27 protein-coding genes are annotated in these 23,186 nt (G+C 34.1%); 19 read left to right on the forward strand and 8 right to left on the reverse strand.

Features of this window, described 5'->3' with window-relative positions; genetic code table 11:
• Nucleotides 1-152 precede the first annotated feature (152 nt).
• The 11 genes from GQR94_RS11675 (at nucleotide 153) to rlmN (ending at nucleotide 10,455) form a co-directional block, all read left to right on the forward strand.
• The gene (locus tag GQR94_RS11675) at nucleotides 153-980 is read left to right on the forward strand and encodes a prephenate dehydratase (RefSeq protein WP_158975667.1); all 828 of its coding nucleotides are present in this window, start codon (nucleotides 153-155) and stop codon (nucleotides 978-980) included.
• Nucleotides 977-2,122, forward strand: coding sequence for a pyridoxal phosphate-dependent aminotransferase (locus GQR94_RS11680; RefSeq protein WP_158975668.1), 1,146 nt, complete (start codon nucleotides 977-979; stop codon nucleotides 2,120-2,122). Before GQR94_RS11675 ends, GQR94_RS11680 begins: the two co-directional genes overlap by 4 nt.
• Nucleotides 2,123-2,156: 34 nt before the next feature.
• Nucleotides 2,157-3,017 (forward strand): prephenate dehydrogenase, encoded by an 861-nt coding sequence (locus tag GQR94_RS11685; protein WP_158975669.1) that lies wholly within the window; start codon nucleotides 2,157-2,159, stop codon nucleotides 3,015-3,017.
• A gap of 11 nt (nucleotides 3,018-3,028) precedes the next feature.
• A complete protein-coding gene (locus tag GQR94_RS11690) occupies nucleotides 3,029-4,111 on the forward strand; it encodes a bifunctional 3-deoxy-7-phosphoheptulonate synthase/chorismate mutase type II (RefSeq protein WP_013550954.1) in 1,083 nt (360 codons plus the stop codon).
• A gap of 165 nt (nucleotides 4,112-4,276) precedes the next feature.
• A complete protein-coding gene (locus GQR94_RS11695) occupies nucleotides 4,277-4,951 on the forward strand; it encodes a head GIN domain-containing protein (RefSeq protein ID WP_158975670.1) in 675 nt (224 codons plus the stop codon).
• A gap of 117 nt (nucleotides 4,952-5,068) precedes the next feature.
• Nucleotides 5,069-6,022 carry a ribosome small subunit-dependent GTPase A gene (rsgA, locus tag GQR94_RS11700; RefSeq protein ID WP_158975671.1) on the forward strand — a complete coding sequence of 318 codons (954 nt, stop codon included), beginning with the start codon at nucleotides 5,069-5,071 and terminating at the stop codon, nucleotides 6,020-6,022.
• The gene (dtd, locus tag GQR94_RS11705; protein ID WP_158975672.1) at nucleotides 6,019-6,471 is read left to right on the forward strand and encodes a D-aminoacyl-tRNA deacylase; all 453 of its coding nucleotides are present in this window, start codon (nucleotides 6,019-6,021) and stop codon (nucleotides 6,469-6,471) included. Before rsgA ends, dtd begins: the two co-directional genes overlap by 4 nt.
• An 11-nt stretch (nucleotides 6,472-6,482) precedes the next feature.
• The gene (locus tag GQR94_RS11710; protein WP_158975673.1) at nucleotides 6,483-6,809 is read left to right on the forward strand and encodes a nucleotide pyrophosphohydrolase; all 327 of its coding nucleotides are present in this window, start codon (nucleotides 6,483-6,485) and stop codon (nucleotides 6,807-6,809) included.
• 55 nt (nucleotides 6,810-6,864) lie between these two features.
• Nucleotides 6,865-8,094, forward strand: a complete 1,230-nt coding sequence (aroA, locus tag GQR94_RS11715) for a 3-phosphoshikimate 1-carboxyvinyltransferase (RefSeq protein ID WP_158975674.1) — start codon at nucleotides 6,865-6,867, stop codon at nucleotides 8,092-8,094.
• Nucleotides 8,095-8,265: 171 nt separating this feature from the next.
• Nucleotides 8,266-9,315 carry a tRNA preQ1(34) S-adenosylmethionine ribosyltransferase-isomerase QueA gene (gene queA / locus GQR94_RS11720; RefSeq protein WP_158975675.1) on the forward strand — a complete coding sequence of 350 codons (1,050 nt, stop codon included), beginning with the start codon at nucleotides 8,266-8,268 and terminating at the stop codon, nucleotides 9,313-9,315.
• A 96-nt stretch (nucleotides 9,316-9,411) separates the two neighbouring features.
• Complete coding sequence (rlmN, locus tag GQR94_RS11725) at nucleotides 9,412-10,455, forward strand: 23S rRNA (adenine(2503)-C(2))-methyltransferase RlmN (RefSeq protein ID WP_158975676.1); 1,044 nt, start codon at nucleotides 9,412-9,414, stop codon at nucleotides 10,453-10,455.
• Nucleotides 10,456-10,516: 61 nt separating this feature from the next.
• Here rlmN and GQR94_RS11730 read toward each other — a convergent pair whose 3' ends face one another.
• Nucleotides 10,517-11,203 carry a Lipl32 family lipoprotein gene (locus tag GQR94_RS11730; protein ID WP_158975677.1) on the reverse strand — a complete coding sequence of 229 codons (687 nt, stop codon included), beginning with the start codon at nucleotides 11,201-11,203 and terminating at the stop codon, nucleotides 10,517-10,519.
• Nucleotides 11,204-11,430: 227 nt separating this feature from the next.
• Here GQR94_RS11730 and GQR94_RS11735 point away from each other — a divergent pair, with 227 nt between their 5' ends.
• The 4 genes from GQR94_RS11735 (at nucleotide 11,431) to GQR94_RS11750 (ending at nucleotide 15,051) form a co-directional block, all read left to right on the forward strand.
• Entirely contained in the window at nucleotides 11,431-12,408 is a 978-nt protein-coding gene (locus GQR94_RS11735; protein ID WP_158975678.1) for a polyprenyl synthetase family protein, read from the forward strand.
• A gap of 118 nt (nucleotides 12,409-12,526) precedes the next feature.
• Nucleotides 12,527-13,090 carry an RNA polymerase sigma factor gene (locus GQR94_RS11740; RefSeq protein ID WP_158975679.1) on the forward strand — a complete coding sequence of 188 codons (564 nt, stop codon included), beginning with the start codon at nucleotides 12,527-12,529 and terminating at the stop codon, nucleotides 13,088-13,090.
• Nucleotides 13,077-13,853, forward strand: coding sequence for a hypothetical protein (locus GQR94_RS11745; protein WP_158975680.1), 777 nt, complete (start codon nucleotides 13,077-13,079; stop codon nucleotides 13,851-13,853). The genes GQR94_RS11740 and GQR94_RS11745 overlap by 14 nt, the downstream gene beginning before the upstream one ends.
• Nucleotides 13,854-13,965: 112 nt before the next feature.
• On the forward strand, nucleotides 13,966-15,051 hold the full coding sequence (locus GQR94_RS11750; protein ID WP_158975681.1) for a hypothetical protein: 1,086 nt from the start codon (nucleotides 13,966-13,968) through the stop codon (nucleotides 15,049-15,051).
• 31 nt (nucleotides 15,052-15,082) lie between these two features.
• On the opposite strand, the gene GQR94_RS11755 is transcribed toward GQR94_RS11750, so the two are convergent.
• The 3 genes from GQR94_RS11755 to GQR94_RS11765 form a co-directional block, all read right to left on the reverse strand.
• On the reverse strand, nucleotides 15,083-15,328 hold the full coding sequence (locus tag GQR94_RS11755) for a zinc-ribbon domain-containing protein (RefSeq protein ID WP_158975682.1): 246 nt from the start codon (nucleotides 15,326-15,328) through the stop codon (nucleotides 15,083-15,085).
• Nucleotides 15,329-15,463: 135 nt separating this feature from the next.
• A complete protein-coding gene (locus tag GQR94_RS11760; protein ID WP_158975683.1) occupies nucleotides 15,464-16,069 on the reverse strand; it encodes an SIMPL domain-containing protein in 606 nt (201 codons plus the stop codon).
• 32 nt (nucleotides 16,070-16,101) lie between these two features.
• Nucleotides 16,102-16,524, reverse strand: a complete 423-nt coding sequence (locus GQR94_RS11765; protein WP_158975684.1) for a hypothetical protein — start codon at nucleotides 16,522-16,524, stop codon at nucleotides 16,102-16,104.
• Nucleotides 16,525-16,708: 184 nt separating this feature from the next.
• Between GQR94_RS11765 and dnaG the strand changes: the two genes are divergently transcribed.
• Complete coding sequence (gene dnaG / locus GQR94_RS11770) at nucleotides 16,709-18,694, forward strand: DNA primase (protein WP_158975685.1); 1,986 nt, start codon at nucleotides 16,709-16,711, stop codon at nucleotides 18,692-18,694.
• Nucleotides 18,695-18,766: 72 nt separating this feature from the next.
• Here dnaG and GQR94_RS11775 read toward each other — a convergent pair whose 3' ends face one another.
• Both GQR94_RS11775 and nadE read right to left on the reverse strand, forming a co-directional pair.
• Nucleotides 18,767-19,396: a response regulator transcription factor gene (locus GQR94_RS11775; RefSeq protein ID WP_158975686.1), complete on the reverse strand. Its 630-nt coding sequence runs from the start codon at nucleotides 19,394-19,396 to the stop codon at nucleotides 18,767-18,769.
• A 172-nt stretch (nucleotides 19,397-19,568) separates the two neighbouring features.
• Nucleotides 19,569-20,357 carry an NAD(+) synthase gene (gene nadE, locus GQR94_RS11780; protein ID WP_158975687.1) on the reverse strand — a complete coding sequence of 263 codons (789 nt, stop codon included), beginning with the start codon at nucleotides 20,355-20,357 and terminating at the stop codon, nucleotides 19,569-19,571.
• Nucleotides 20,358-20,450: 93 nt separating this feature from the next.
• On the opposite strand from nadE, the gene gldB reads away from it, so the two are divergent.
• Nucleotides 20,451-21,416: a gliding motility lipoprotein GldB gene (gldB, locus tag GQR94_RS11785; RefSeq protein ID WP_158975688.1), complete on the forward strand. Its 966-nt coding sequence runs from the start codon at nucleotides 20,451-20,453 to the stop codon at nucleotides 21,414-21,416.
• A complete protein-coding gene (gldC, locus tag GQR94_RS11790; protein ID WP_158975689.1) occupies nucleotides 21,416-21,751 on the forward strand; it encodes a gliding motility protein GldC in 336 nt (111 codons plus the stop codon). Before gldB ends, gldC begins: the two co-directional genes overlap by 1 nt.
• 2 nt (nucleotides 21,752-21,753) lie before the next feature.
• Here the strand turns inward: gldC and GQR94_RS11795 are convergent, their stop codons facing one another.
• On the reverse strand, nucleotides 21,754-21,918 hold the full coding sequence (locus GQR94_RS11795; protein WP_158975690.1) for a hypothetical protein: 165 nt from the start codon (nucleotides 21,916-21,918) through the stop codon (nucleotides 21,754-21,756).
• 253 nt (nucleotides 21,919-22,171) lie between these two features.
• Between GQR94_RS11795 and GQR94_RS11800 the strand changes: the two genes are divergently transcribed.
• Nucleotides 22,172-22,549, forward strand: a complete 378-nt coding sequence (locus tag GQR94_RS11800; protein WP_158975691.1) for a GTPase — start codon at nucleotides 22,172-22,174, stop codon at nucleotides 22,547-22,549.
• Nucleotides 22,550-22,555: 6 nt separating this feature from the next.
• Here the strand turns inward: GQR94_RS11800 and yihA are convergent, their stop codons facing one another.
• Nucleotides 22,556-23,182 carry a ribosome biogenesis GTP-binding protein YihA/YsxC gene (gene yihA / locus GQR94_RS11805; protein WP_158975692.1) on the reverse strand — a complete coding sequence of 209 codons (627 nt, stop codon included), beginning with the start codon at nucleotides 23,180-23,182 and terminating at the stop codon, nucleotides 22,556-22,558.
• Nucleotides 23,183-23,186: the final 4 nt, after the last annotated feature.

Below are 23,186 nucleotides of genomic sequence, written 5' to 3' on the forward strand. Positions count from 1 at the left end.
TTTTACTTCTTTTTTAAGAGAGGTGCGGGACTGTTGTAGTATATTTCAAAATATATATTTCAAAAAAGTCCCGTATATAACGGGGCTTTTTTTTTGATTTTTTTTGAGTTGTCAGGGGGTATTGTAATGTGTAAATAATTAGGAGTTTAGGTATGAAATTAAAAATAGCCATACAAGGAGTAAAAGGTTCTAACCACCATCAAGTGGCTAAGGATTACTTTGGTGAGAATATTGAATTGGTAGAATGCATGTCTTTTGACGAGTTGGTGTGTCAAACCTTATCAGGAAGAGCAGATCAGGCTGTTATGGCCATAGAGAATTCTATTGCAGGTTCTATTATTCCAAATTACGCATTAATTCATCATAACAACTTACATGTTATTGGAGAGCATTTTTTAAATATTCATCATCATTTAATGGTCTTGCCAGGTCAGAAAATTGAAGATATCAAGGAAGTGCATTCTCATCCTATGGCCCTGTTGCAGTGTAAAGATTTTTTAAAATCCTACTCACATATTAAATTGGTAGAAGCGGTAGATACAGCAGAAACTGCGCAGCAAATTCAAGAAAAAAAATTAATGAATATCGCTGCAATTGCTCCTAAAGCCGCAGCGGAGTTATATGATTTGGAAATTATAGCGAATGAAATTCAAACCATTACAAATAACTCTACACGCTTTTTAATTTTAAATAAAGAAATTAAAGCATTACCACCAGAAGAAATTAATAAAGCTTCTATTCGTTTTATTGCAGATCATAAACGTGGTAGCTTAGCGGCGTTGTTAAATGTGATGAGTGATTGTAATTTAAATTTAACCAAAATACAATCCTTGCCAGTTATTGAGCGCCCATGGAAATATGCATTTTTTGTGGACGTCACTTTTGATGGATATCAGGATTTTACGAAGGCAAAATCGCTTTTAGAGATAATGACGGAAGAATTTAAAATATTAGGGGAATACAAAAACGCTAGAGTATGATCACAACTGCAGATCGGCTGAATACCGTAGAAGAATACTACTTCTCAAAAAAACTTAGAGAAGTTCGGGGATTAATGGCAGAGGGAAAGCCAATTATCAATATGGGCATTGGTAGTCCAGATTTAACACCTTCAAATGAGGTCATAAAAGCAATACAAGAAGCTGTAACGGATGATGGTGCACATCAATACCAGAGTTACCAAGGATTGCCAGAATTTCGTGAGGCTATTGTTAATTTTTATAATAAGTACTACGGTGTTATAGTTAATCCTTCAACAGAAGTACTTCCTTTAATGGGTTCTAAAGAAGGAATCATGCATATTAGCATGGCATTTTTGAATCCTGGAGATGAGGCATTGATACCAAATCCTGGGTATCCTACCTATACATCGGTGACTAAGTTAGTAGGAGCGGTGCCAAAATATTATGATTTAACTGCTGCTTCTAAATGGTTTCCAAATTTAGAAGCCTTAGCGAAACAAGATTTATCTAAAGTAAAAGTAATGTGGGTATCTTATCCGCATATGCCTACAGGGGCTTCAGCTGCCAAAGAACAATTTGAAGCACTGGTTGCTTTTGCTAAGCACAATGATATTTTATTGGTAAATGATAATCCGTATAGTTTTGTTTTAAATGATACTCCAGAAAGTATTCTAAATATAGCTGGGGCAAAAGATGTGGCTTTAGAACTAAACTCTTTAAGTAAAACCTTTAACATGGCTGGATGGCGTGTAGGTGTAGTTCTAGGGAGTGAGGCGCATATTAGTGCTGTTTTAAAAGTGAAAAGTAATATGGATTCTGGTATGTTTTACGGCATACAAAAAGGAGCTATAGCAGCATTGAAAAGTAGTCAAGATTGGTTTGATGGATTGAATAAGGTTTATGAAAAACGCAAGCGTTTAATGTTACAGTTAGCAGATAAGCTAGGGTGTACGTATGATGAAAATGCGGTGGGCATGTTCGTTTGGGCAAAATTACCGGTAGGAGCAGTTTCTGCAGAGGAGTTTATTGATGATATACTTTATAAGAAAAATATTTTCATCACCCCAGGAACTATTTTTGGGAGCAATGGAGAAGGGTATATTCGTTTTTCACTTTGTGTAACTGAGGATAAAATAAAAGAAGCAATTAGTCGGTTTTAAGGTAAGAGCGAAATAAAATAGTGATCAGAATAAAATGAATGTATTTGTTGTAGGTATCGGATTAATAGGTGGATCAATGGCTAAGGATATAAAAGCAGATAATCCTGATGCAGTCATTTATGGTATCGATACTAACGAAAAACATATCGAAGAAGCTTTGGCAATCCATTTAATTGATAAAAAAGCCACTTATGATGATTTGTCAATAGCGGATATCGTAATCGTCTCAGTGCCTGTAGACGTTATGGTTTTGGAGCTTCCTAAAGTGTTGGATGTCGTAAATGATGACGCAGTTGTGTTGGATGCAGGCTCTACAAAAGCGTTAATTTGTAATGCTGTAGCATCACATCCTAAAAGAAGAAATTTTTTAGCATGTCATCCTATAGCTGGAACTGAGTTTTCTGGACCATCGGCAGCAATTAATGATTTGTATCGTGGGAAAACAAATATAATTTGCGAGGTTGAAAAGACAGCCTTCAAATTGCAAGAAAGAGCATTGGCTATTTTTCAGCAATTGGGAATGCGAATTCGATATATGAATCCGGAAGCGCATGATAAGCATATTGCCTATGTATCACATTTGTCGCATATCAGTTCTTTTATGCTGGGAAAAACGGTAATAGAGAAAGAGAAAAACGAGCGAGATATATTTGATATGGCAGGCAGTGGATTTGAAAGTACGGTCCGCTTAGCAAAAAGTTCACCGGCAATGTGGACGCCGATTTTTAAACATAATAAAGCTAATGTTGTTGAGACATTAGAAGAGTACATACAAAATTTGAAAGCCTTTAAGCAAATGCTTTTGGAAGATGATTTTGAAGGTATTTACAATGAAATGAATAGTACCAATAGAATAAAAGAAATATTAAACGGAATACCACTTAATAAAAAATAGAACAAGAAGAGATGGAGAATTCAAAACAAATGAGAACATGGTTGGATGATATGAAACTAGATCATCCTCTAGTAATAGCAGGGCCATGTAGTGCGGAAACTGAAGAGCAAGTACTGAAAATTGCACATCAATTAAAAGATACTGATGTAAATTATTACCGCGCTGGTATTTGGAAACCAAGAACTCGTCCTGGAATGTTTGAGGGTGTAGGAGCTTTAGGTTTAAAGTGGTTACAAAAAGTAAAGGCAGAAACAGGTATGAAAACTTGTACAGAAGTTGCTAATGCAGCACATGTAAAATTAGCTTTAGAACATGATATTGATTTGTTATGGATCGGTGCACGTTCTACTGTAAGTCCTTTTATCATGCAAGAAATTGCTGATGCTTTAGGAGAAACGGATAAAATTGTATTGGTAAAAAATCCGGTAAATCCAGATTTAGCGCTTTGGTTAGGTGGTATTGAAAGATTAAAGACTGCTGGTGTTAAAAATTTGGGAGCAATTCATAGAGGTTTCTCTACTTATGAGAAAACAAAATATAGAAATATTCCAGAATGGCAAATAGCGATTGAGTTCCAGAATAAATTTCCAGATTTACCTTTAATTAATGATCCATCTCATATTACAGGAAATAGAGAAATGATTTTTGATGTTTGTCAAACCGCTTTAGATCTTAATTTTGATGGATTGATGGTTGAAACACATTTTGATCCTGAAAATGCATGGAGTGATGCTGCACAGCAAGTGACTCCAGAAAAATTAATTCAGATCATGCGTGATTTGAAAATTAGAAAAGAGTCTGATCCTGAAGCAGAATATAATAGCGAATTGAGTAATTTAAGAGCTCAGATAGATGTTGTAGATGCTCAATTAATTGAAATGCTTGGGAAGAGAATGAAAATTTCTGACGGCATTGGAGGATTGAAAAAACAAAAAAACGTTGCTGTTCTTCAATCAAACAGATGGAACCAAATTTTAGGAGCTATGATTCTAGAAGGAGAATCTAAAGGCTTAAGTGAAGAGTTTGTCTTAAAAATGTTTAAAGCAATTCATCAAGAATCTATCAATCACCAAGAGAAAGTTATAAACTCTTAAGTGCTACTCAAGTTATAAAATCAAAACCCACTTCTTTAAGTGGGTTTTTTTATGGAATTAATTTAAGCTTTTCGCTGAAATAGAATAATTTTGAACAACTTCAGTGTTAAAAGTGTAACATTGGAAAGAAGTTCTTGTCTTTATAAAAATTAAAATAATCACGATATGAAAAATTTACTACTCGCTTCCTTTTTTATAATGACCCTTAGTGCTTTCTCGCAACGAATTGTAGATAGAGATATGGGGAGTTTCCATGAGATAAAGGTTTTTGATCTTATTGAGGTGAATCTTATAAAATCTGAAGAGAATAAAGTGTTGATCAAAGGGAAAAATGTAGACGATATTAAATTAGTGAATAACAATGGAGTGCTTAAAGTTCGTATGGAATTGGAAAAAAAATTCCATGGAGAAGATACATTCGTAGAGGTGTATTATACAGACCTGAGTTTAATTGATGGGAATGAAGGCGCTAAAATAACTTCAAACGCGACTATAGAGCAGAATATGATTGAGCTTAAGACTCAAGAAGGTGCTCAAATAAAAGTGGGGCTAGATGTTGATTATCTTAAGGTGCGTGCCGTTACTGGCGGTAGTATTAATGCTTCAGGGATGGCGAAAAATCAAGAGATAGTTTTAAATACGGGAGGCATCTTTGAAGGAAGAGAATTAAGAACAGAAACGGCAACGGTAAAAATTACCGCAGCAGGAGAAGCAGAAGTTTATGCCTCTAAAAAAATCGATATTAAAATTAAAGCAGGAGGAGATGTTGATGTTTATGGAAACCCAGATCAAGTAAATAAAAATACATTTGCCGGGGGTAGAGTTCGGATAATGGAATAACAGTAGCATTTGTAAATATCTTTATTACATTTGATAAGAGCAAAAGCAACTTGGTTTCTTGTGCTGTGTTACGCATAAAAGTTGTTATTTTGTGTTTCAAAATCGAAAAAGAAGTAAATGCAAGGAGTCGTATATAAATCTACTGGGAGTTGGTACACTGTAAAAACCGAAGAAGGTAGCTTTTACGAATGCAGAATTAAAGGAAAATTCCGGATAAAAGGAATTAAAAGTACCAATCCAGTCTCTGTTGGAGATAATGTTACTTTTGAAGTGGAAACTATTGGTGATGAAACTGTTGGGATTATTAACGATATTGCCACTCGTAGAAATTACATTATTCGTAAATCTGTAAACTTATCTAAACAAACGCATATAATTGCAGCAAATTTAGATCAAGTATTCTTGATGATTACGTTAAACAACCCACCAACCTCTACAAGTTTTATAGATCGTTTTTTAGTGACCGCAGAGGCATATCATATTCCGGCTATTCTTTTATTCAATAAAATAGATACGTATAAAGACGAGGAGTTAGATGAAATTAAATATCTAGCTGCGCTCTACAGAAGTATTGGATATACCTGTATCGGTATTTCTTCTACCACTGGAAAAAATATTGATAAAGTAAAAGAGTTCATGGTGGGTAAAACCAGTATGTTTTCGGGCCATTCAGGTGTTGGGAAATCTACCTTAGTCAATGCGGTTGAACCAAAATTGGACCTGAAGACTAAAAAGATATCTGTACAGCATGCTCAAGGGCAACATACCACAACATTTGCTGAAATGTACGATTTAGACTTTGGTGCTAGAATTATTGATACACCTGGAATCAAGGGGTTTGGTATTGTTGATATGGAAAAAGAAGAAATAGGAAATTATTTCCCAGAATTTTTTGCATTAAAACAAAAATGTAAATTTAATAATTGTTTGCATATTGAAGAACCTAAATGTGCTGTGAAAGATGCTTTAGATAATGATGAAGTTGCATGGAGCAGATATCGTAGTTATGTGCAAATGGTTAAAGGTGAAGAAGAAAATTATAGAACAGATATTTACGGAGAGAAAAAGTGAGAGCAGTATTACAAAGGGTTACAAAAGCTAGTGTAAGCGTAGATGGGGTATTAATTTCTAAGATTAATGCTGGATTACTTATTCTCTTGGGTATTGAAGACGCAGATAACAAGGAGGATATAGAATGGCTTTCTAGAAAAATAGCAAATCTTCGTATTTTTAATGATCCTGATGGTGTTATGAATAGGTCTCTTTTGGAAGTAGAAGGGGATGCTTTGGTGGTTAGTCAGTTTACCCTACATGCTGCGACCAAAAAGGGGAATCGCCCCTCGTATACAAAAGCAGCAAGACCAGAAGTTGCGGTACCACTTTATGAACAATTTATTTTAAAGCTAGAGCAAGACTTAAGTAAGAAGATTGGAACGGGAGTTTTTGGAGCAGACATGAACGTGGAACTTTTGAATGATGGTCCGGTAACCATTTGTATGGATACAAAAAATAAAGAATAAATATATAAATCATGAATATTTCAGATTCACAAAAAGCGGTAGATACTTGGATTAAAGAACATGGAGTTCGTTACTTTAACGAGTTAACAAATATGGCTCAATTAACAGAGGAGGTTGGTGAGGTAGCGCGTATTATTGCTCGTAGATATGGTGAGCAAAGTGAAAAAGAATCTGATAAAAATAAAGACCTTGGTGAAGAATTAGCCGATGTTGTCTTTGTTGTTCTATGTTTGGCAAACCAAACAGGAATAGATTTGCAACAAGCTTTTGATAAAAAGTTAGATTTCAAAACAAAGCGTGATCACGATAGACATCATGACAATAAAAAATTGAAATAGTAGTATCTTTACCGCTTAATTTTTCCAGTCTAGAAAATTTCTAAATCATACTATATTGAAATTACATTTAACACCTCCAGAGAGTAATCATATCTTAAGAAATATCAAAGTTACAGGCTCTAAAAGTGAGTCTAATCGTATTTTATTATTACAAGCTTTGTATCCAAATATTAAGATAGAAAACGTTTCTAATTCTGATGATGCCCAAGTAATGGCAAAAGGATTAAGTATTGAAAGTGGTGAAGTAGATATTCATCATGCGGGTACAGCAATGCGTTTTTTAACTGCTTATTTTGCAACGCAAGAGGGGAAAGAAGTTGTTTTAACTGGGTCTAAGCGTATGACGGAGCGCCCAATAGGTGTTTTGGTAGAGGCTTTAAGAGCATTAGGAGCCGAAATAAGTTATGTGAGTAATGAGGGTTATCCTCCAATAAAAATTACAGGAAAAAATATTACTAAAAATGAAGTTTCCTTACCTGCAAATATTAGTAGTCAGTACATCTCTGCGCTACTGTTAACAGCGCCAAGTTTAGAAAATGGTATAAGCTTAGAGTTGCTAGGTAAAATTACCTCTGTTCCTTATATAAAAATGACATTGGCACTTTTGACTCAATTGGGGATAGAAAATTCATTTGAAGGAAATAGCATCAAAGTAGCTCCAAAAAAAACGGTCGAAAATCAAACTTTAGTAGTTGAGTCAGATTGGAGTTCTGCGTCCTATTTTTATAGTATCGCTGCCTTGTCAGAAATAGGCTCTAAAATTGGATTATCCTCTTATAAACAAGATAGCCTACAAGGAGATAGTGTTTTGGCAGAGGTGTATAAGAAATTTGGTGTAGATACTGTTTTTATAAACAATAAGATTGAACTTCATAAAGTAAAGGAGCCACAAATTGAAATCTTAGAGTGGGATTTAGCTAATGCCCCTGATATTGCCCAAACAATTGCAGTGACCTGTTTCGCTTTGCAAATGTCTTGTCATCTTACGGGTTTGCATACATTAAAAATTAAAGAAACAGATAGATTGGAGGCCTTAGATGTAGAACTGTCTAAACTTGGTGCTATGATCTCTGTTACAGATAAAACTTTAACTTTAGATACGGCTACGACTATTAATGCGGATGTTGCGATTGATACATATAACGATCACCGCATGGCGATGGCTTTTGCCCCTTTAGCCTTAAAAACTTCTGTTTATATTAACAATTCGGAAGTAGTTTCTAAGTCATTTCCAGATTTTTGGAAAGACATGGCTACTTTAGGAATTGGTGTTCACGAGCAATAGAAAGCATTACAATTAAAAAAATGATGAATTTTTTGGTGCTTTTACTAGTAAATCACTAGTAAAGAGACTTTAGTACTCATTATTTGAAAATATAAAAGGTGTTTTACTTGACAACGCCCTATTCAGGATTGTATCTTTGCAGCCGCATTAACAATAACAAATAATTGATACATGAAATTATCCGGATTTAATTTTGAATTACCAGAGGAGCTATTAGCAGAATACCCTGCAGAAAATAGAGACGAATCCAAGTTGATGGTAATTCATAGAGAAACAGGTAAAATTGAACATAAAATGTTCAAGGATATGATTAATTACTTCGATGAAGGTGATGTCATGGTATTAAATAACACCAAAGTTTTTCCGGCAAGACTTTACGGGAATAAAGAAAAAACGGGTGCGCGTATTGAAGTATTTTTATTAAGAGAATTAAACGAAGAGCAACGTCTTTGGGATGTTTTAGTAGATCCTGCACGTAAAATTCGTATTGGTAATAAATTGTATTTTGGTGATGATGATACTTTGGTAGCAGAAGTTATTGACAATACAACCTCTAGAGGTAGAACACTTCGTTTTTTATATGACGGTTCTTACACAGACTTTAGGAGAAAACTAAAAGAACTTGGGGATACTCCATTACCAAAATATATAAAAAGAGAAACAGAAGCAGAAGATGCTGAGCGTTACCAAACTATTTATGCAAAGCATGAAGGGGCAGTAGCGGCACCAACAGCAGGGTTGCACTTTTCTAAGCATTTATTAAAGCGTTTAGAAATTAAAGGAATAGATTTTGCGGAATTAACATTACATGTAGGATTAGGTACTTTTAACCCAGTTGAGGTAGAGGATTTATCGAAACATAAAATGGATAGTGAAGAATTAATTATTGACGAAAAAACAACGGAAATAGTTAATAATGCTAAGAAAAATAAAAAACGTATTTGTGCAATAGGAACTACAGCGATGAGAGGTCTAGAGAGCGGTGTTTCTTCACAACATACATTAAACACATACGAAGGTTGGACAAATAAATTTATTTTCCCTCCTTATGAATTTAGTATTGCAAATTGTATGGTAACCAACTTTCATTTACCAAAATCTACTTTGTTGATGATGGTATCTGCTTTTATGGGCCATGATTTAATGAAAAAAGCATATAAAGAAGCTATTTTAGAAGGATATAAATTCTATTCTTATGGTGATGCAATGTTAATCATATAACGATCCTTTATTTGTTAAATGAATCCCGCTTGAGCTAATTAGTCTTGGCGGGATTTATTTTTTAATGCAATTTTTAAAAATAATTACCTTTATTACGTGGATACAATTAAAAAAAAAGATATACGTGCCTTAACCAAAGAGCAATTGCGAGAGTTCTTCGTTGCCAATGGTGACAAAGCTTTTAGGGGCAATCAAGTCTATGAATGGCTTTGGCAAAAAGGGGCGCACTCTTTTGAAGCAATGACTAATGTTTCTAAAGAAACTAGAGACATGTTAACTCAGAATTTTGTCATCAACCATATAAAGGTAGATGTCATGCAGCGCAGTAATGATGGGACTATAAAAAATGCGGTGCGCTTACATGATGATTTAATTGTGGAGTCCGTTTTAATTCCCACAAAAACAAGAACAACAGCTTGTGTGTCTAGTCAAGTAGGGTGCAGTTTAGATTGTAAGTTCTGTGCTACCTCACGCTTAAAGCGTATGCGTAACTTAAATCCCGATGAGATTTATGATCAAGTAGTGGCAATAGACAATGAAAGTAGATTGTATTTCAATCGCCCCTTGAGTAATATTGTTTTCATGGGGATGGGAGAGCCTTTAATGAACTACAATAACGTTTTAAAGGCAATAGATAAGATTACATCTCCCGAAGGATTAGGGGTGTCTCCGAAGCGTATTGTGGTTTCTACTTCAGGGGTGCCAAAAATGATTCGTAAAATGGCAGATGATGAGGTTAAATTTAAATTAGCGGTTTCATTGCATTCCGCTATTGATGAAATTAGAACTTCTATCATGCCGTTTAATGCTAATTTTACACTTACGGACTTAAGACAGTCGTTACAATATTGGTATGCAAAAACAAAAAGTAGAATTACTTACGAATATGTAATTTGGAAGGGGATTAATGACAGTCAGAAAGATGTTGATGCTTTGGTCGATTTTTGCAAGTTTGCGCCTTCTAAAGTAAATTTAATAGAATATAATCCTATAGATGATGGCGAATTTCAGCAAGCTTCAAATGCCGCTATTGATATGTATGTGAATACTTTAGAGCAGCATAATATTGCTGTTACAGTACGTAGATCTCGAGGAAAAGATATTGATGCCGCTTGCGGTCAATTAGCAAATAAATCATAAAAAAAGGGGGTTGTTTTAAAACAACCCCCTTTTTATTATTTAATACTTTAAACAATTTAAATTATTCTGCAATCTTAGCATTTAATTCTTCAATTGTTTTAGCCATTACTACTCCTGGTAATTTAATAGGGGCAGCAACTTCAGCCATAAATGTTCCTTTTACTTCACCTGTTTTGTACGTAGTAAAACCAACTCTGTATAATCCAGCGGTAATTGCTTTTGCAGGATTACTCATTTCACTTTTGTATCTTAAAAGTGAGTTGTAGCTGCTTCCACTTGGTTGCTTAGGCATCTCAGAACTATCGTCATTACTAGCTAAAGTAACCCAGTTAGCTGCTTTTGCACTGCTATCTGTAAGTCCGTCACTAGAAATAATATCAGAACGCTCTAAGGTAATATACGTGTCAAAGAAATCTTCAGAGCTTGCATTTTCAGTATACTCTTTTGATGCTGTAGCACCTTTAGTTTTTCCGTCTGTTGGCGAAACCATACGTACTCCTAATTCTGGAGCAGCTAAAGGAACCCATACATAGATGTAATAAAACTTTTTGTTGTCTTTAACTTCATCTTCATTGCCAGATTCAGCATATCCTAAATACGAAATGACATCGGTATAAGGAACTTTAATAGTTTTTGGCCCAACCTTTTTCTCAACAGAGCTACCGAATTTTTTTAATTTCTGAGCTTGTGTAGCACTTAAACCTCCAACTAATAAAATAGCTAACGATACAATAAATTTTTTCTTCATTTTAAAATGTTTAATTATTATTTCCTTTGGCAAATATAGAAGATAATACTCCCTATGCAACCCCCTAGTGTTAGTGAAAGTTTCACCCCTGATTTCAGGGGTGACGTTCTAAAATTCATTTCTGACTTATTTCTCTATAAATTAAAGCCGTGCAGATTAGCCTGCTTGTATTTTTTAGCTAATTTTACAAAGAACTAACCCAAACCCTAATTACAGGATTATTATTTGTGAAAGTTGTAGACCAAATAAAAGAACCCATTATAGAGGAAATGGAACTTTTTGAAAAGAAGTTCTATGAATCCATGACTTCTAAAGTTGCACTTCTAAATAGAATTACCCACTACATTGTTAATAGAAAAGGAAAGCAAATGCGACCAATGTTCGTCTTTCTTACCTCTAAATTGATTAATAATGGCGAGGTAAATGAAAGGACCTATCGTGGGGCTTCTGTTATTGAGCTGATCCATACTGCTACATTGGTACATGATGATGTGGTAGACGAAAGTAATAAACGCCGAGGGTTTTTCTCTATCAATGCACTTTGGAAGAATAAAATAGCGGTTTTGGTTGGGGATTACCTTCTGTCTAAAGGATTATTGCTCTCCATAGATAATGGTGATTTTGATTTGCTTAAAATTATTTCTGTAGCCGTACGTGAGATGAGCGAGGGAGAATTACTGCAAATAGAAAAAGCCCGTCGCTTAGATATTACCGAAGATATTTATTATGAAATTATCCGTCAGAAAACTGCAACCTTAATCGCGGCTTGCTGTAGTTTGGGGGCATGCTCTGTAAAACCCGATTCTGAAGAGGTTGAGGTTTTTAGGAAGTTTGGAGAATATTGTGGAATGGCTTTTCAAATAAAAGATGATTTGTTTGATTATGGGGATGCCGCTATCGGTAAACCTACTGGTATAGATATTAAAGAGCAAAAGATGACCCTTCCTTTAATCTATGTGTTAAATAACTGTTCTAAAAAGGACAAGAAGTGGGTCATTAACTCCATAAAGAACCACAACAAAGATAAAAAACGCGTAAAAGAGGTTATCAATTTTGTAAAAGATAACGGTGGACTTGATTATGCGGTAACAAAAATGATAGCGTTTAAAGATCAAGCACTAGCAATATTGGACACGTATCCAGATTCGGATTATAAAAATTCACTGCAACTCATGGTGAATTATGTAGTGGATAGAAAAATATAATATTTTTATTTAGCTGTAAATCAGTATTTTAGAATTTTTTTTCATTTTTTTTCAATTCCTAGGCAACCTTTTCCAAAGCTGTCTCGTCTATCTTTATAGAAACTAAAACTATAACACGTTGAAGATTATTTCTTTTTATACTAACGAAAAACTTCTGATTAAAAAAGCTGTAGCTGGAAACGCGCAAGCTCAGAAGCATATTTATGAGAAGAATGCGCCTAAAATGCTCAGTGTTTGTCGGCAATATGTTAAAGATTCTGCTTTTTCAGAGGATGTTATGGTGACTGGTTTTGTAAAAGTTTTTAAGTATTTAGACACTTTTAAATTTGAAGGTAGTTTTGAGGGTTGGATTCGTAGAATCATGATTCGAGAATCAATTACCTATTTACGTAAAAAACAATTTGTAGTGTTTGATGATGATGTTTTTGAGAGAAATACGACATCTCAAATTTCGTTCTCATCAGAAGTAGATGCAGAACAAATACAGCTACTAATTGATAAGCTTCCGGAAGGATACAAGATGGTTTTTGTGTTGTATGCGGTAGAAGGTTATAAACACAGCGAAATTGCGGAAATGTTGAATATTTCTGAAAGCACCTCAAAATCGCAATTATTTAAAGCAAGAAGAACGCTCCAAGAGCAAATGAAGGAACAAAAAATAGTAAGTTATGGCACCAATTAAATTTGAAGAACATATAAAAGAAAAGTTAGATGAGCGTATGATAACGCCATCTGCAAATGCTTGGGATAAAATTTCTGGACAGATAGCATCTGCTCCAGTAAAAAAATCAAAAGGTTTTGCTTGGTATGCTGTTGCAGCTTGCCTTATTGGGTTGCTAATTGCATCTTTTGTCTTTTTTATAGGCACAGAAAACAATGCAGTTCTTCCTGAAACGACTATTGTAAACACAAATAGCGATGAAAGGAAAGATCTTGAAGCGCCAATAGAACAATTTGCTTTACCGCCTGTAGCGAATAAAAGCAAGGAGAATTCTTTAAATGCAGTTGCTTTAGAAGAAGAAAAGGAAGCGGATGTATTAAAAAATGCGCTCCATAAGTCAACGACTACTGTTGTTGCTTCCGATCTTGAAATTGCAGAAACAGTATTGAAAGAAGATAACAGTATTAAAGAGGTTAATGAAAATGTTTTCAATAAAGATGAAATCATCAATTCAAAAATAAAAGATCTTGTAGCTCAGGTAGATGCTTTAGAATCCAATAATGCGGTAGTTTCCGATGCAGAGATAGATGCATTATTAAGAAAAGCAGAGCGTGAAATATTAGCGGATAAAATTTTTAAATCAACATCAAACAAGGTAGATGCAATGGCACTATTGGATGAAGCTGAAAATGAATTGGATACATCCTTTAGAGATCACTTGTTTGATACCTTAAAAGATGGCTTTTTTAAAGTAAGAACTGCAGTCGCAGATCGTAATAACTAAAAATCAACACCTATTTATAATATTATTTTTTCTTTTCTGATATCAGCTGTATTTAGAAAAGGAACAGGGAGGAGTTTGTTCATTAATTAATAATCAAAAAAATAATCATCACATGAAAATCACTATACTATATATCGCAATATTATACTTTGGTCTTTTGGCACAAAACGTGTTGGGGCAAGAAGACTATAAGAGCAAAGTTGTTTCCTTAAATCAGTTGAAATCAGAAATAACAGTACAGGAAAAACATGCCCTTAAGGTAGAAATTGCTTCGATTATGAAGCAGCTAGATGCTAAAGAAATTACAGAAATAGAAGCCCAGCAATTAAAAGAAGATGCGGCAAAAAAACGTGCTTTGAATATTGAAAATAGATTAAGTATTATAGATCATGAAATTGCGCTATTAGAACGTAATGGCGGTCAAGTATTGGCTTTAGACTCCTTAGGTACCAGTGGTTCTATGGTGGAAATTAATTGGGGTTCAAAGGATGATGGCGAAGACCGGTTGTTCGGTATCAACATAGATACGGATAAGAAAAAGTTAGATTTAAAATATGATAGACGTACCTATTCAGATTTTGTTATCGCTGTAGGTCTAAATAATGCTATTATTGAGGATCAATCTTTAGAAGATTCTCCATACAAAATAGGAGGGAGTCGTTTTTTTGAGATGGGTTGGCAATGGAGAACACGTGTATTTAAGAATAGCAATTTTATGCGCTTTAATTATGGATTTTCTTTCCAATTCAATGGGTTAAAAGCTAAGAATAATCAATATTTTGTGGTTAATGATGGGCAAACAACACTGGAGGATTTTCAGTACGATTTAGATAAGGCAAAACTACGGATGGATAATTTGGTATTCCCTATTCATTTTGAATTTGGTCCGTCTAAATTGACAAAAACGGATAAAACGATAAGATATGATGTGTACAAGAAATTCCGTTTCGGTATTGGGGGATATGGAGGTTTTAATTTGGGGACACGCCAAAAATTGAAATATGAAGTTGATGGGAAGAACGTAAAAGATAAATTAAAAAGAGATTATAATACCAGTAATTTAATTTATGGACTTAGTGCCTATGCAGGTTTTGGAAATACGCAGTTATATGTAAAGTATGATTTAAATCCTATTTTTAAAGATGCACTTGTAGATCAGCATAATATTTCCTTAGGACTTCGGTTTGATTTGGATTAAAACAAAAAAGCCAAGACTTAGTCTTGGCTTTTTAATTTAAATTAATTTCTTGCTGCATTTCTACTGAGAATTCATTTTCGTAATACACTCTTTTACAGTGCGAGCAAGCTATTGTTTTTGTGGTTGCTATCTTGAAAAGTTTAATCCAAAACAGATGAAAATAAGTGCTGCTTTCAGAAAAGTGTAGTGTGCTTCTCTGTTGACAGAAGGTACAAGAACTTGTTTTCAATTCTCTTTGAATTGTTTTTCCTGTTCTTGTTCCAAAAAATAGAATCATGCTTTAGTTTTAAACTCAAAGATAAAAAATAGCATACTATTTATTTTAAAAATAAGAAGAACCTTGCGCAAGTTTCCTAAAAACAATACCGGTAATAGTACGCAAGGTCTTCTCTACAAACAACCAACTAAAGGTTTATAGCAATTCAAAAGAAACCGAAATTTGGTAGTCTCTTTTTGAGAAATCAGCACCATAATAAAGTGACTCAGACATTTTATTTGAACTATTGTCGTGGATATATAATGCTTTACCCACTTTACGATTTATTTTCTTTGCGATAGCCTCTGCCTTTGCTTTAGCATTGTCATACGCTTCTTTTGCATACGTAGCGATCTCATCATCAGTTAAGGTGTACTCAAAGCTAGAATCAGATTGTGACACCCCAAATGCTTTTATAGAAATAAACTTCTCAAGCGTTTCTTTAGAGTTGGTTTCAAACTCAAAGTAAGTTCCTTCCTTTTCAAAGCGTAAGAGCTCATATGCAAACTTGTCTTCTTTCAATGCCTTAAGGTCAATACCGTGCTTTTTTAAAGCAGCGAAGTAGCTTTCTTTTAATTCTGGAAAAGTCATCCCAGGAGCATCGTAATACACGTTGTTTAAGCTAAGAATCATTTTAGCAATAAATGTAGGCTTAATGGTGTATGTTGTTGTTCCGTTAACACTTATACTTGGTGGGGTCGTTTGAGCCATTGCAGTCATAGTGAATAGTAAAATAAAGGTTTGAATAATATATTTTTTCATAGTGCTTTTATTTACAGCAGTTTATGCTGTTGTTAGACAGCGAAAAGAAAAGAGGCAACAATCATCCAAGCACCTACAATAAGGCCTAATACGCCTAATTTTCCTTGTTTCGGAGCAATTTTAGCACGTATTTTATCTGCTTTCTCTTTTGCATTTTCATTTTTAGAAAGGACGTATTTGTTTATCAATCCAAATCCTAACATGAACCCTAGTGCAGCAGAAACTATATTTCCTGCTAAGAAAGTAATCCACCATATTGGCGCTACTGTTAACCATCCAATATTTAATACAGCACTTATTATTCCCCAAATTCCCCAGAAACAGAATACCATTCCGATCCATGCTTGGTAAGGCTCAATTTTTTCTAATAATTCTTTAGCGTTTGGTTTTTTTGATAAGATTAAAGATGGTACTGCGATGATGCTTAATAATACGAGTGTAATTCCCCAGATCATAATGTTTAGTTTTAAAAAGATTAATTATTTATTTGTTATTATTTCTGGTACAAAGTTGCGGCAATTATGAAGGTTTTTTAACCCTATTGATAGCTAAAAAGTAACCCCTGAAAACAGTGATATGTTTGTTATCTTTGTGCTTTAACCAGTGTGTAAAAAGCATTGAAATAAACCCTACTGAAAATTGATATCAAAATCTACCATTGATAAAGTGTATGAAACTGCTCGTTTAGAGGAGGTAATTGGCGACTATGTACAATTAAAAAAATCAGGTTCTAACTTTAAAGGCTTGAGTCCTTTTACAGATGAAAGGTCACCTAGTTTCATGGTAAGTCCTGTAAAACAAATTTGGAAAGATTTTAGTAGTGGTAAAGGGGGTAATGTGGTTGCTTTTTTAATGGAGCATGAACATTTTACATATCCTGAAGCTATTAAGCACTTAGCAAAGAAGTACAATATAGAGATTGAGGAAACAGAGCAGAATGATGAGCAAAAAGAACAAGCCAATGAACGGGAAAGTATGTACTTGGTTTCGGAATATGCTCAAAAATACTTTACAGATATTCTATGGAACACAGAATTAGGTAAGGCAATTGGTCTTTCGTATTTTAAAGAAAGGGGTTTTACAGATGAAACTATAAAAAAATTCGCTTTAGGATATTGCTTGGATAATTGGGATTCTTTTACCAATGCGGCATTGGAGAAAGGTTATCAAGTAAAGTATTTATCGGGTACAGGGCTCACAATTGTAAAGGAAGATGCTGCTAACCCAGCGAATTCTAAGAAGTTTGATCGTTTTAAAGCGCGTGTCATGTTTCCTATTCAGTCTTTGAGCGGCCGTGTGTTAGGTTTTGGGGGACGTATTTTAACGAATGATAAAAAGGCTGCTAAATATTTAAATTCACCCGAGAGCGATATTTACCATAAGAGTAAAGTGTTGTATGGTATTTACCATGCAAAGCAAGCGATAGCGAAAGAAGATAATTGTTATTTGGTAGAAGGGTATACAGATGTAATACAGTTTCATCAACGAGGAATTGAGAATGTAGTGGCCTCTAGTGGGACAGCATTAACTCCAGAGCAAATTCGCTTGATAAATAGGCTGACAAAGAATATTACAGTCTTGTTTGATGGTGATGCGGCAGGATTACGAGCATCCTTACGTGGAATTGATTTAATTCTGGAGCAAGGGATGAATGTAAAAATCTGTTCGTTTCCAGAAGGAGAAGATCCAGATAGCTTTGCTAGAGCTAATACCCTTGAAGAGGTTCTGGAGTACCTGAAGACTAATTCAAAAGATTTTATACAGTTCAAAGCTTCTTTGTTGATAAAAGAAGCAGAGAGTGATCCTGTAAAGAGAGCGGATACTGTTCGTGATATCGTTAATAGTATTTCGAAAATCCCTGATCGCATCCAAAAAGAAATTTACATTCAAGAATGTGCTCAGATCATGAACATATCTGAATCTGTACTTTTTAACACCTTAGCTCAGATTGATAAAAAAGACGTTTCCGATTCCCATAAGAAAGTAAAGGAAGAACAAAAAGCGCAAGTCTTTAATGTTGTAAAGGATGAAGAGGTTGGACAGAAAGTGGATGTGCAATTTGAATTGGAGCGAAAAATTATTGAAATATTATTGCTCTACGGGAATTCTCCTCAAGAGTTTGAAGATCTTATTTTAAAAGAAAATGAAAAAGGAGATTTAGAGCTAGAGCCAGAAAAAATTGAATCAAAAGTCTATGAGAAAATATTTTTAGATCTTCAAGATGATGAAATAGAATTGAGTAATGAAAAGTTTAGAAATATCTATAGCAAGTTAATACAAGAACTTAACGAAAATGATAATTTCAGTATTAATACATTCATTGCTCCCTTAGATCAGGAAATGGTTTCTGAGATATCTTCCATTTTAATGGAGGAAGAAAAATACATGTTGCATGATTGGGCGCGTAAAGAGATTTATCCAAAGAAGAAAGAAGTTTCTATAGCGCAGTTAACCAATGAAACTATTTTAACACTACGTTGCTTTTTAATTAAACGCAGAATTAATGCCTTGCAAAGCGAAACAACGAAATTGGAGAATGATCATAGAGAAATCCTTGAGGAGATTATGAATTACATTCATTTAAATACATTGTTGAATAAGAAGTTAAATAGAGTTTTATCTTAAAAGGTACTTATTTGAAAATAAAAAAGCCTAGCAATGCTAGGCTTTTTTATGATATATAATGTGTTTTTAGAATTAATATAACTCCAAGGCTTTTGCTTGTTGTAATAAATCTACTAAGTTGTCTACATTAAGTTTACGCATTAAACGTGCTTTGTAGGTACTAACTGTTTTTTCGTTTAAGTTTAAGCCAATAGCAACATCTTTGTTACGTTTACCACTAGCTAACATTTTTAAAACTTCAACTTCTCTAGTAGATAGTTTTCTGAAAAATCTTCTTGGCTTTTTTGTGCCTTCGTCAAAAGCAAGTCTCTGTGCAAGTTCATTGGTAATGAACATATCGCCTTTGCTTACTTTTCTTACAGCAGAAATAATATAATCTAAATCAGCAGCTTTGGATAAGTAACCATATGCTCCTGCTCTAATAGTGCTAAGGGCGTAAACGTCTTCAGATTGACCACTATAAATAAGAACTTTTACATCAGGATACTCAGCTTTAATTCTTCTTAAAGTGGCAATACCGTTAATTTCGGGTATGTCCATCTCTAACATGACTACATCTGGGCTTATTCTTTCTAAATTTTCAAACAATTCTGTTGTCGTTGAGACATCTGCAATAACCTCAAAATCCGATGCTGTATCTAATACAAACTTAATTCCCGCTCTTACAACTGGATGGTTATCAGCAATTAATACTTTGATCATGTTCCTTATTTTTTATTGATATTCAACTTATTACACGTAAAAGCCAATAATTTCTGACATGCAATGTAAAGTTTATTTATCTGATTTCTAGTGTAAATTTGATATTTTTTTATGAAACTACCCTATTTTTTCAGGTTTTTTCGTTTTATTCACTTGATTATAAGGTGAGTGGTTATTTTAATGCATTTGGAATCTTACAAACTGGGATGGGGAGCATTTTGTGCTTGTTTGCAGTATTAAATCTCTTATAGATGGTAATAACCTCTTTTTTTCTACCAGTAAAATCATCTACAGTTTTACCTTTTTCTATCATTTCCATAGCCCATTCTAACTCAGGGTATGATGCTCCAATTTGATCTTCGTCCGTACGGTCATCACCCCACAAGCCGTCAGTAGGGGCTGCGTTGATTATTTCTTCGTTTACTCCTAAAGCTCTGGCAATTTCCCAAACTTCTGTTTTTAGCAAATCAGCAATCGGACTCAAATCTACTCCGCCATCTCCGTACTTGGTGTAAAATCCTACACCGAAGTCTTCCACCTTATTTCCAGTGCCTGCAACCAAATATGCTTCTAAGGCCGCAAAATAGTATAAACTGGTCATTCTAAGTCTGGCGCGCGTATTTGCTAAAGACATAAACCGCTCTTCTTCATTTTCAACAGTTGGCATCGCGGCAACTAAACTATCAAATACAGGAGTAAGGTTTATTTCTTTTCTATGTACAGTATTAAAATTCTCTTGTAACCATGATATATGACGTGATGCTCTTCCTACTTGATTTTCAGCTTGGTGAATAGGCATTTCTAAACAAAGTAAGTCTAGCCCTGTTTTTGCACATAAGGTAGATGTTATAGCGGAGTCTATTCCGCCAGATATTCCTATGACAAATCCTTTCATATTAGCCTTTGTTGCATAATCTTTTAACCAATCTACGATGTGACTTATTACTTTTTCCGTTTGCATTGCGCTATTTTTTTAAGTTGAAAACAATTAACTTTGCTTCGTAAAAATAAAACCTAAGTACTAATAAATAAAACTTAATAGAAATTACTTTATATGAAGAAGTTAATTTTTGCTCTTTTAATAGTTATATCATTCTTTTTTTACAATTGTGAGGAAGAAGATAAGGTAGCTCAAGAGATTGATAAAATATCGGTGGATGTTCAAGTAGATCGTTTTGATCAGGAGTTTGCGAAAACAACAGTAGAAAACCTGGGGGCAACCAAAGCTAAATATCCTTATTTATTTCCGCAGCAATATGCAGATAGTGTTTGGATGTTAAAATTGCAGGATACGATTCAAATAGAATTAAATACAGAAGTAGAAAAAGTATTTCCAAACTTTGATACGGAAACAGAAGAGTTAACACGCTTTTTTCAACATGTAAAGTATTATTTTCCAAAGTTTCCAATTCCAAGAGTGGTTACCTTAACTTCAGATGTTAGTTATGGTAGTAGGGTTATTTTAGCAGATACGCTGTTGTTAATTGGGTTGGATAACTATTTAGGCAAGGAACATAAATTTTATAAAGGCTTTCAGAATTATATTTCAAACGGACTAGATAAGCAATATATTATCAGTGATGTAGCTTCAGAGTTTAGTGCCACAGTAATGCCGCGTCAGATAGGAAGAACTTTTTTAGATCAATTGGTGTATTACGGTAAAGAATTGTACTTAAAAGATAAGTTATTGCCTTTTAAGTCAGAAGCGCAACGTATTGGGTATTCTCAAGAGCAATTAGAATGGGCAGAAGCTAATGAAGAGCAAATTTGGCGTTATTTTGTGGAGCGAGAACTCCTGTATAGTACGGAAAAACAATTGCAACCAAGATTTATAGAACCGGCTCCATTTTCAAAATTTCAATTAGAGTTAGATAATGAATCACCTGGTCGTATAGGACAGTATATGGGGTGGCAAATAGTGCGTGCGTTCATGGCAAATAATGATATAACCTTACAGCAATTACTAACCATACCTACAGAAGAAATTTTTAATAAATCAAATTACAAACCTAGAAAATAATGGCAGAATTACATACATCAGAAATAACTTTACGCGTAGGTTTAGATGAAAACAGGGTGCCTGAAACGCTTAATTGGTCTGCTCAAGATGGCGGTATTGAAAATGAAGAAGTAAAGGCAATGTTATTATCTGTTTGGGATAGTAAAAATCAAGAGTCGCTTAAAATAGATTTATGGACAAAAGATATGCCTGTAGATGAAATGAAAACATTTTTTCATCAAACCTTAGTTTCTTTGTCTGATACTTTTATGAAAGCTACTCAGGATGAGAAAATGACGGCAACCATGAAAGATTTTTGCGACTATTTTGCAGAAAAATTAGAGCTTAAAAAATAAGATCATTTAAATAGTTCAATAGTATAGTTTAATAATTCCTGGCCACCGGCATCTCCGTGACCAGGAATTATTAGTTTTAAATCAGGATACTTTTGTTTCATCTTCGGTATCGTGTTACTCCATTCTTTAAGATTAATATCACCATGATTCCTTTTGGTGTCATTCAAGTTTTTTAGCGTACAGCTACCAAAAAAAGCATTGCTTCACTAGGTAAGTAATTTTTTATAATCATTGTTTTCAATATAAGTAATGTATTGAAGGTGTTTTTCGGTAGTTGTATTATTTTTAACGTTTCAGAGCTGTAAGCAATAATTTATTTTTGAGACTTAAGTACAGTAATAAAGATTGTGAAAATAATATATAGTCTAGTTTTTTCATAATGAAATGTATTGTTGGGCTACAGATAAATGTTGTTGAAGTATGGAAAAGGTAAGTGTAGAAAAGTTGATTTTTGTTTATAATGCAAATTCAGGAACACACAATGCGGTATTAGATACAGCGCACAAAATTTTTAGTCCAAGTACCTATGAATGTAGCTTGTGTGATATCACCTTTGGTATTTTTACAGAAAACAAGGTTTGGAGAAAATTTAGAGCACAATCAACTACGCCAATGGAGTTTCTTCACAGAGATGAGTTTTTGAAGATGTACAGTTCTAAATTTGGCAAAAAATATACATTTCCAATTGTTCTTGCAGAGACCGATGAGGATTTTGAAGTGGTTGTGACCACTGAGAAAATGAATTCACTGAAAAACGTTGAAAGTTTAATGAGTGAAGTTTTGGCTACTTTAAATTAAGGGTGATTAGATGAAATCTGCCCAGTTGTCTTTTTTGAAATTTTCATTCATAAGATCTATATAATCAAGAACTTCATCCTGTCCAATATTTTTTGAAGCAGAAGTAATAAAGTAATTTGGCGCCTCTACCCACATGCTTTCTAGTAAATGGTCAATATAGGTTTGAACGTTTTTCTGAATTACGTTTGGTTTCAATTTATCCGCCTTTGTGAAAACAATGGAAAACGGAATCTGGTTTTCACCCATCCATTCTAAAAATTCTAGATCTACTTTTTGTGGTTCATGGCGAATGTCTACGAGCACAAAAGCAGAAACTAATTGCTTGCGTTCTCTAAAATAATCAGTAATATATCTCTGGAATGTTTTTTTATCTCTTTTGGATACTCTTGCATACCCATACCCAGGCAAATCTACCAGGTACCAACTATCATTGATTTTAAAATGATTGATTAGCTGTGTTTTTCCAGGCCTACCTGATGTTTTTGCTAAGCTCTTTTTGTCGGTTAGCATGTTTATTAATGAAGATTTTCCTACGTTAGACCTTCCTATAAAAGCATATTCAGGAATAGCTTCTTTAGGACAGTTGGTCACATTGGAATTGCTCATTACAAACTCGGCAGACTTTACTTTCATGGAG

It is taken from the genome of Cellulophaga sp. L1A9, from assembly GCF_009797025.1.
GTDB lineage: Bacteria > Bacteroidota > Bacteroidia > Flavobacteriales > Flavobacteriaceae > Cellulophaga.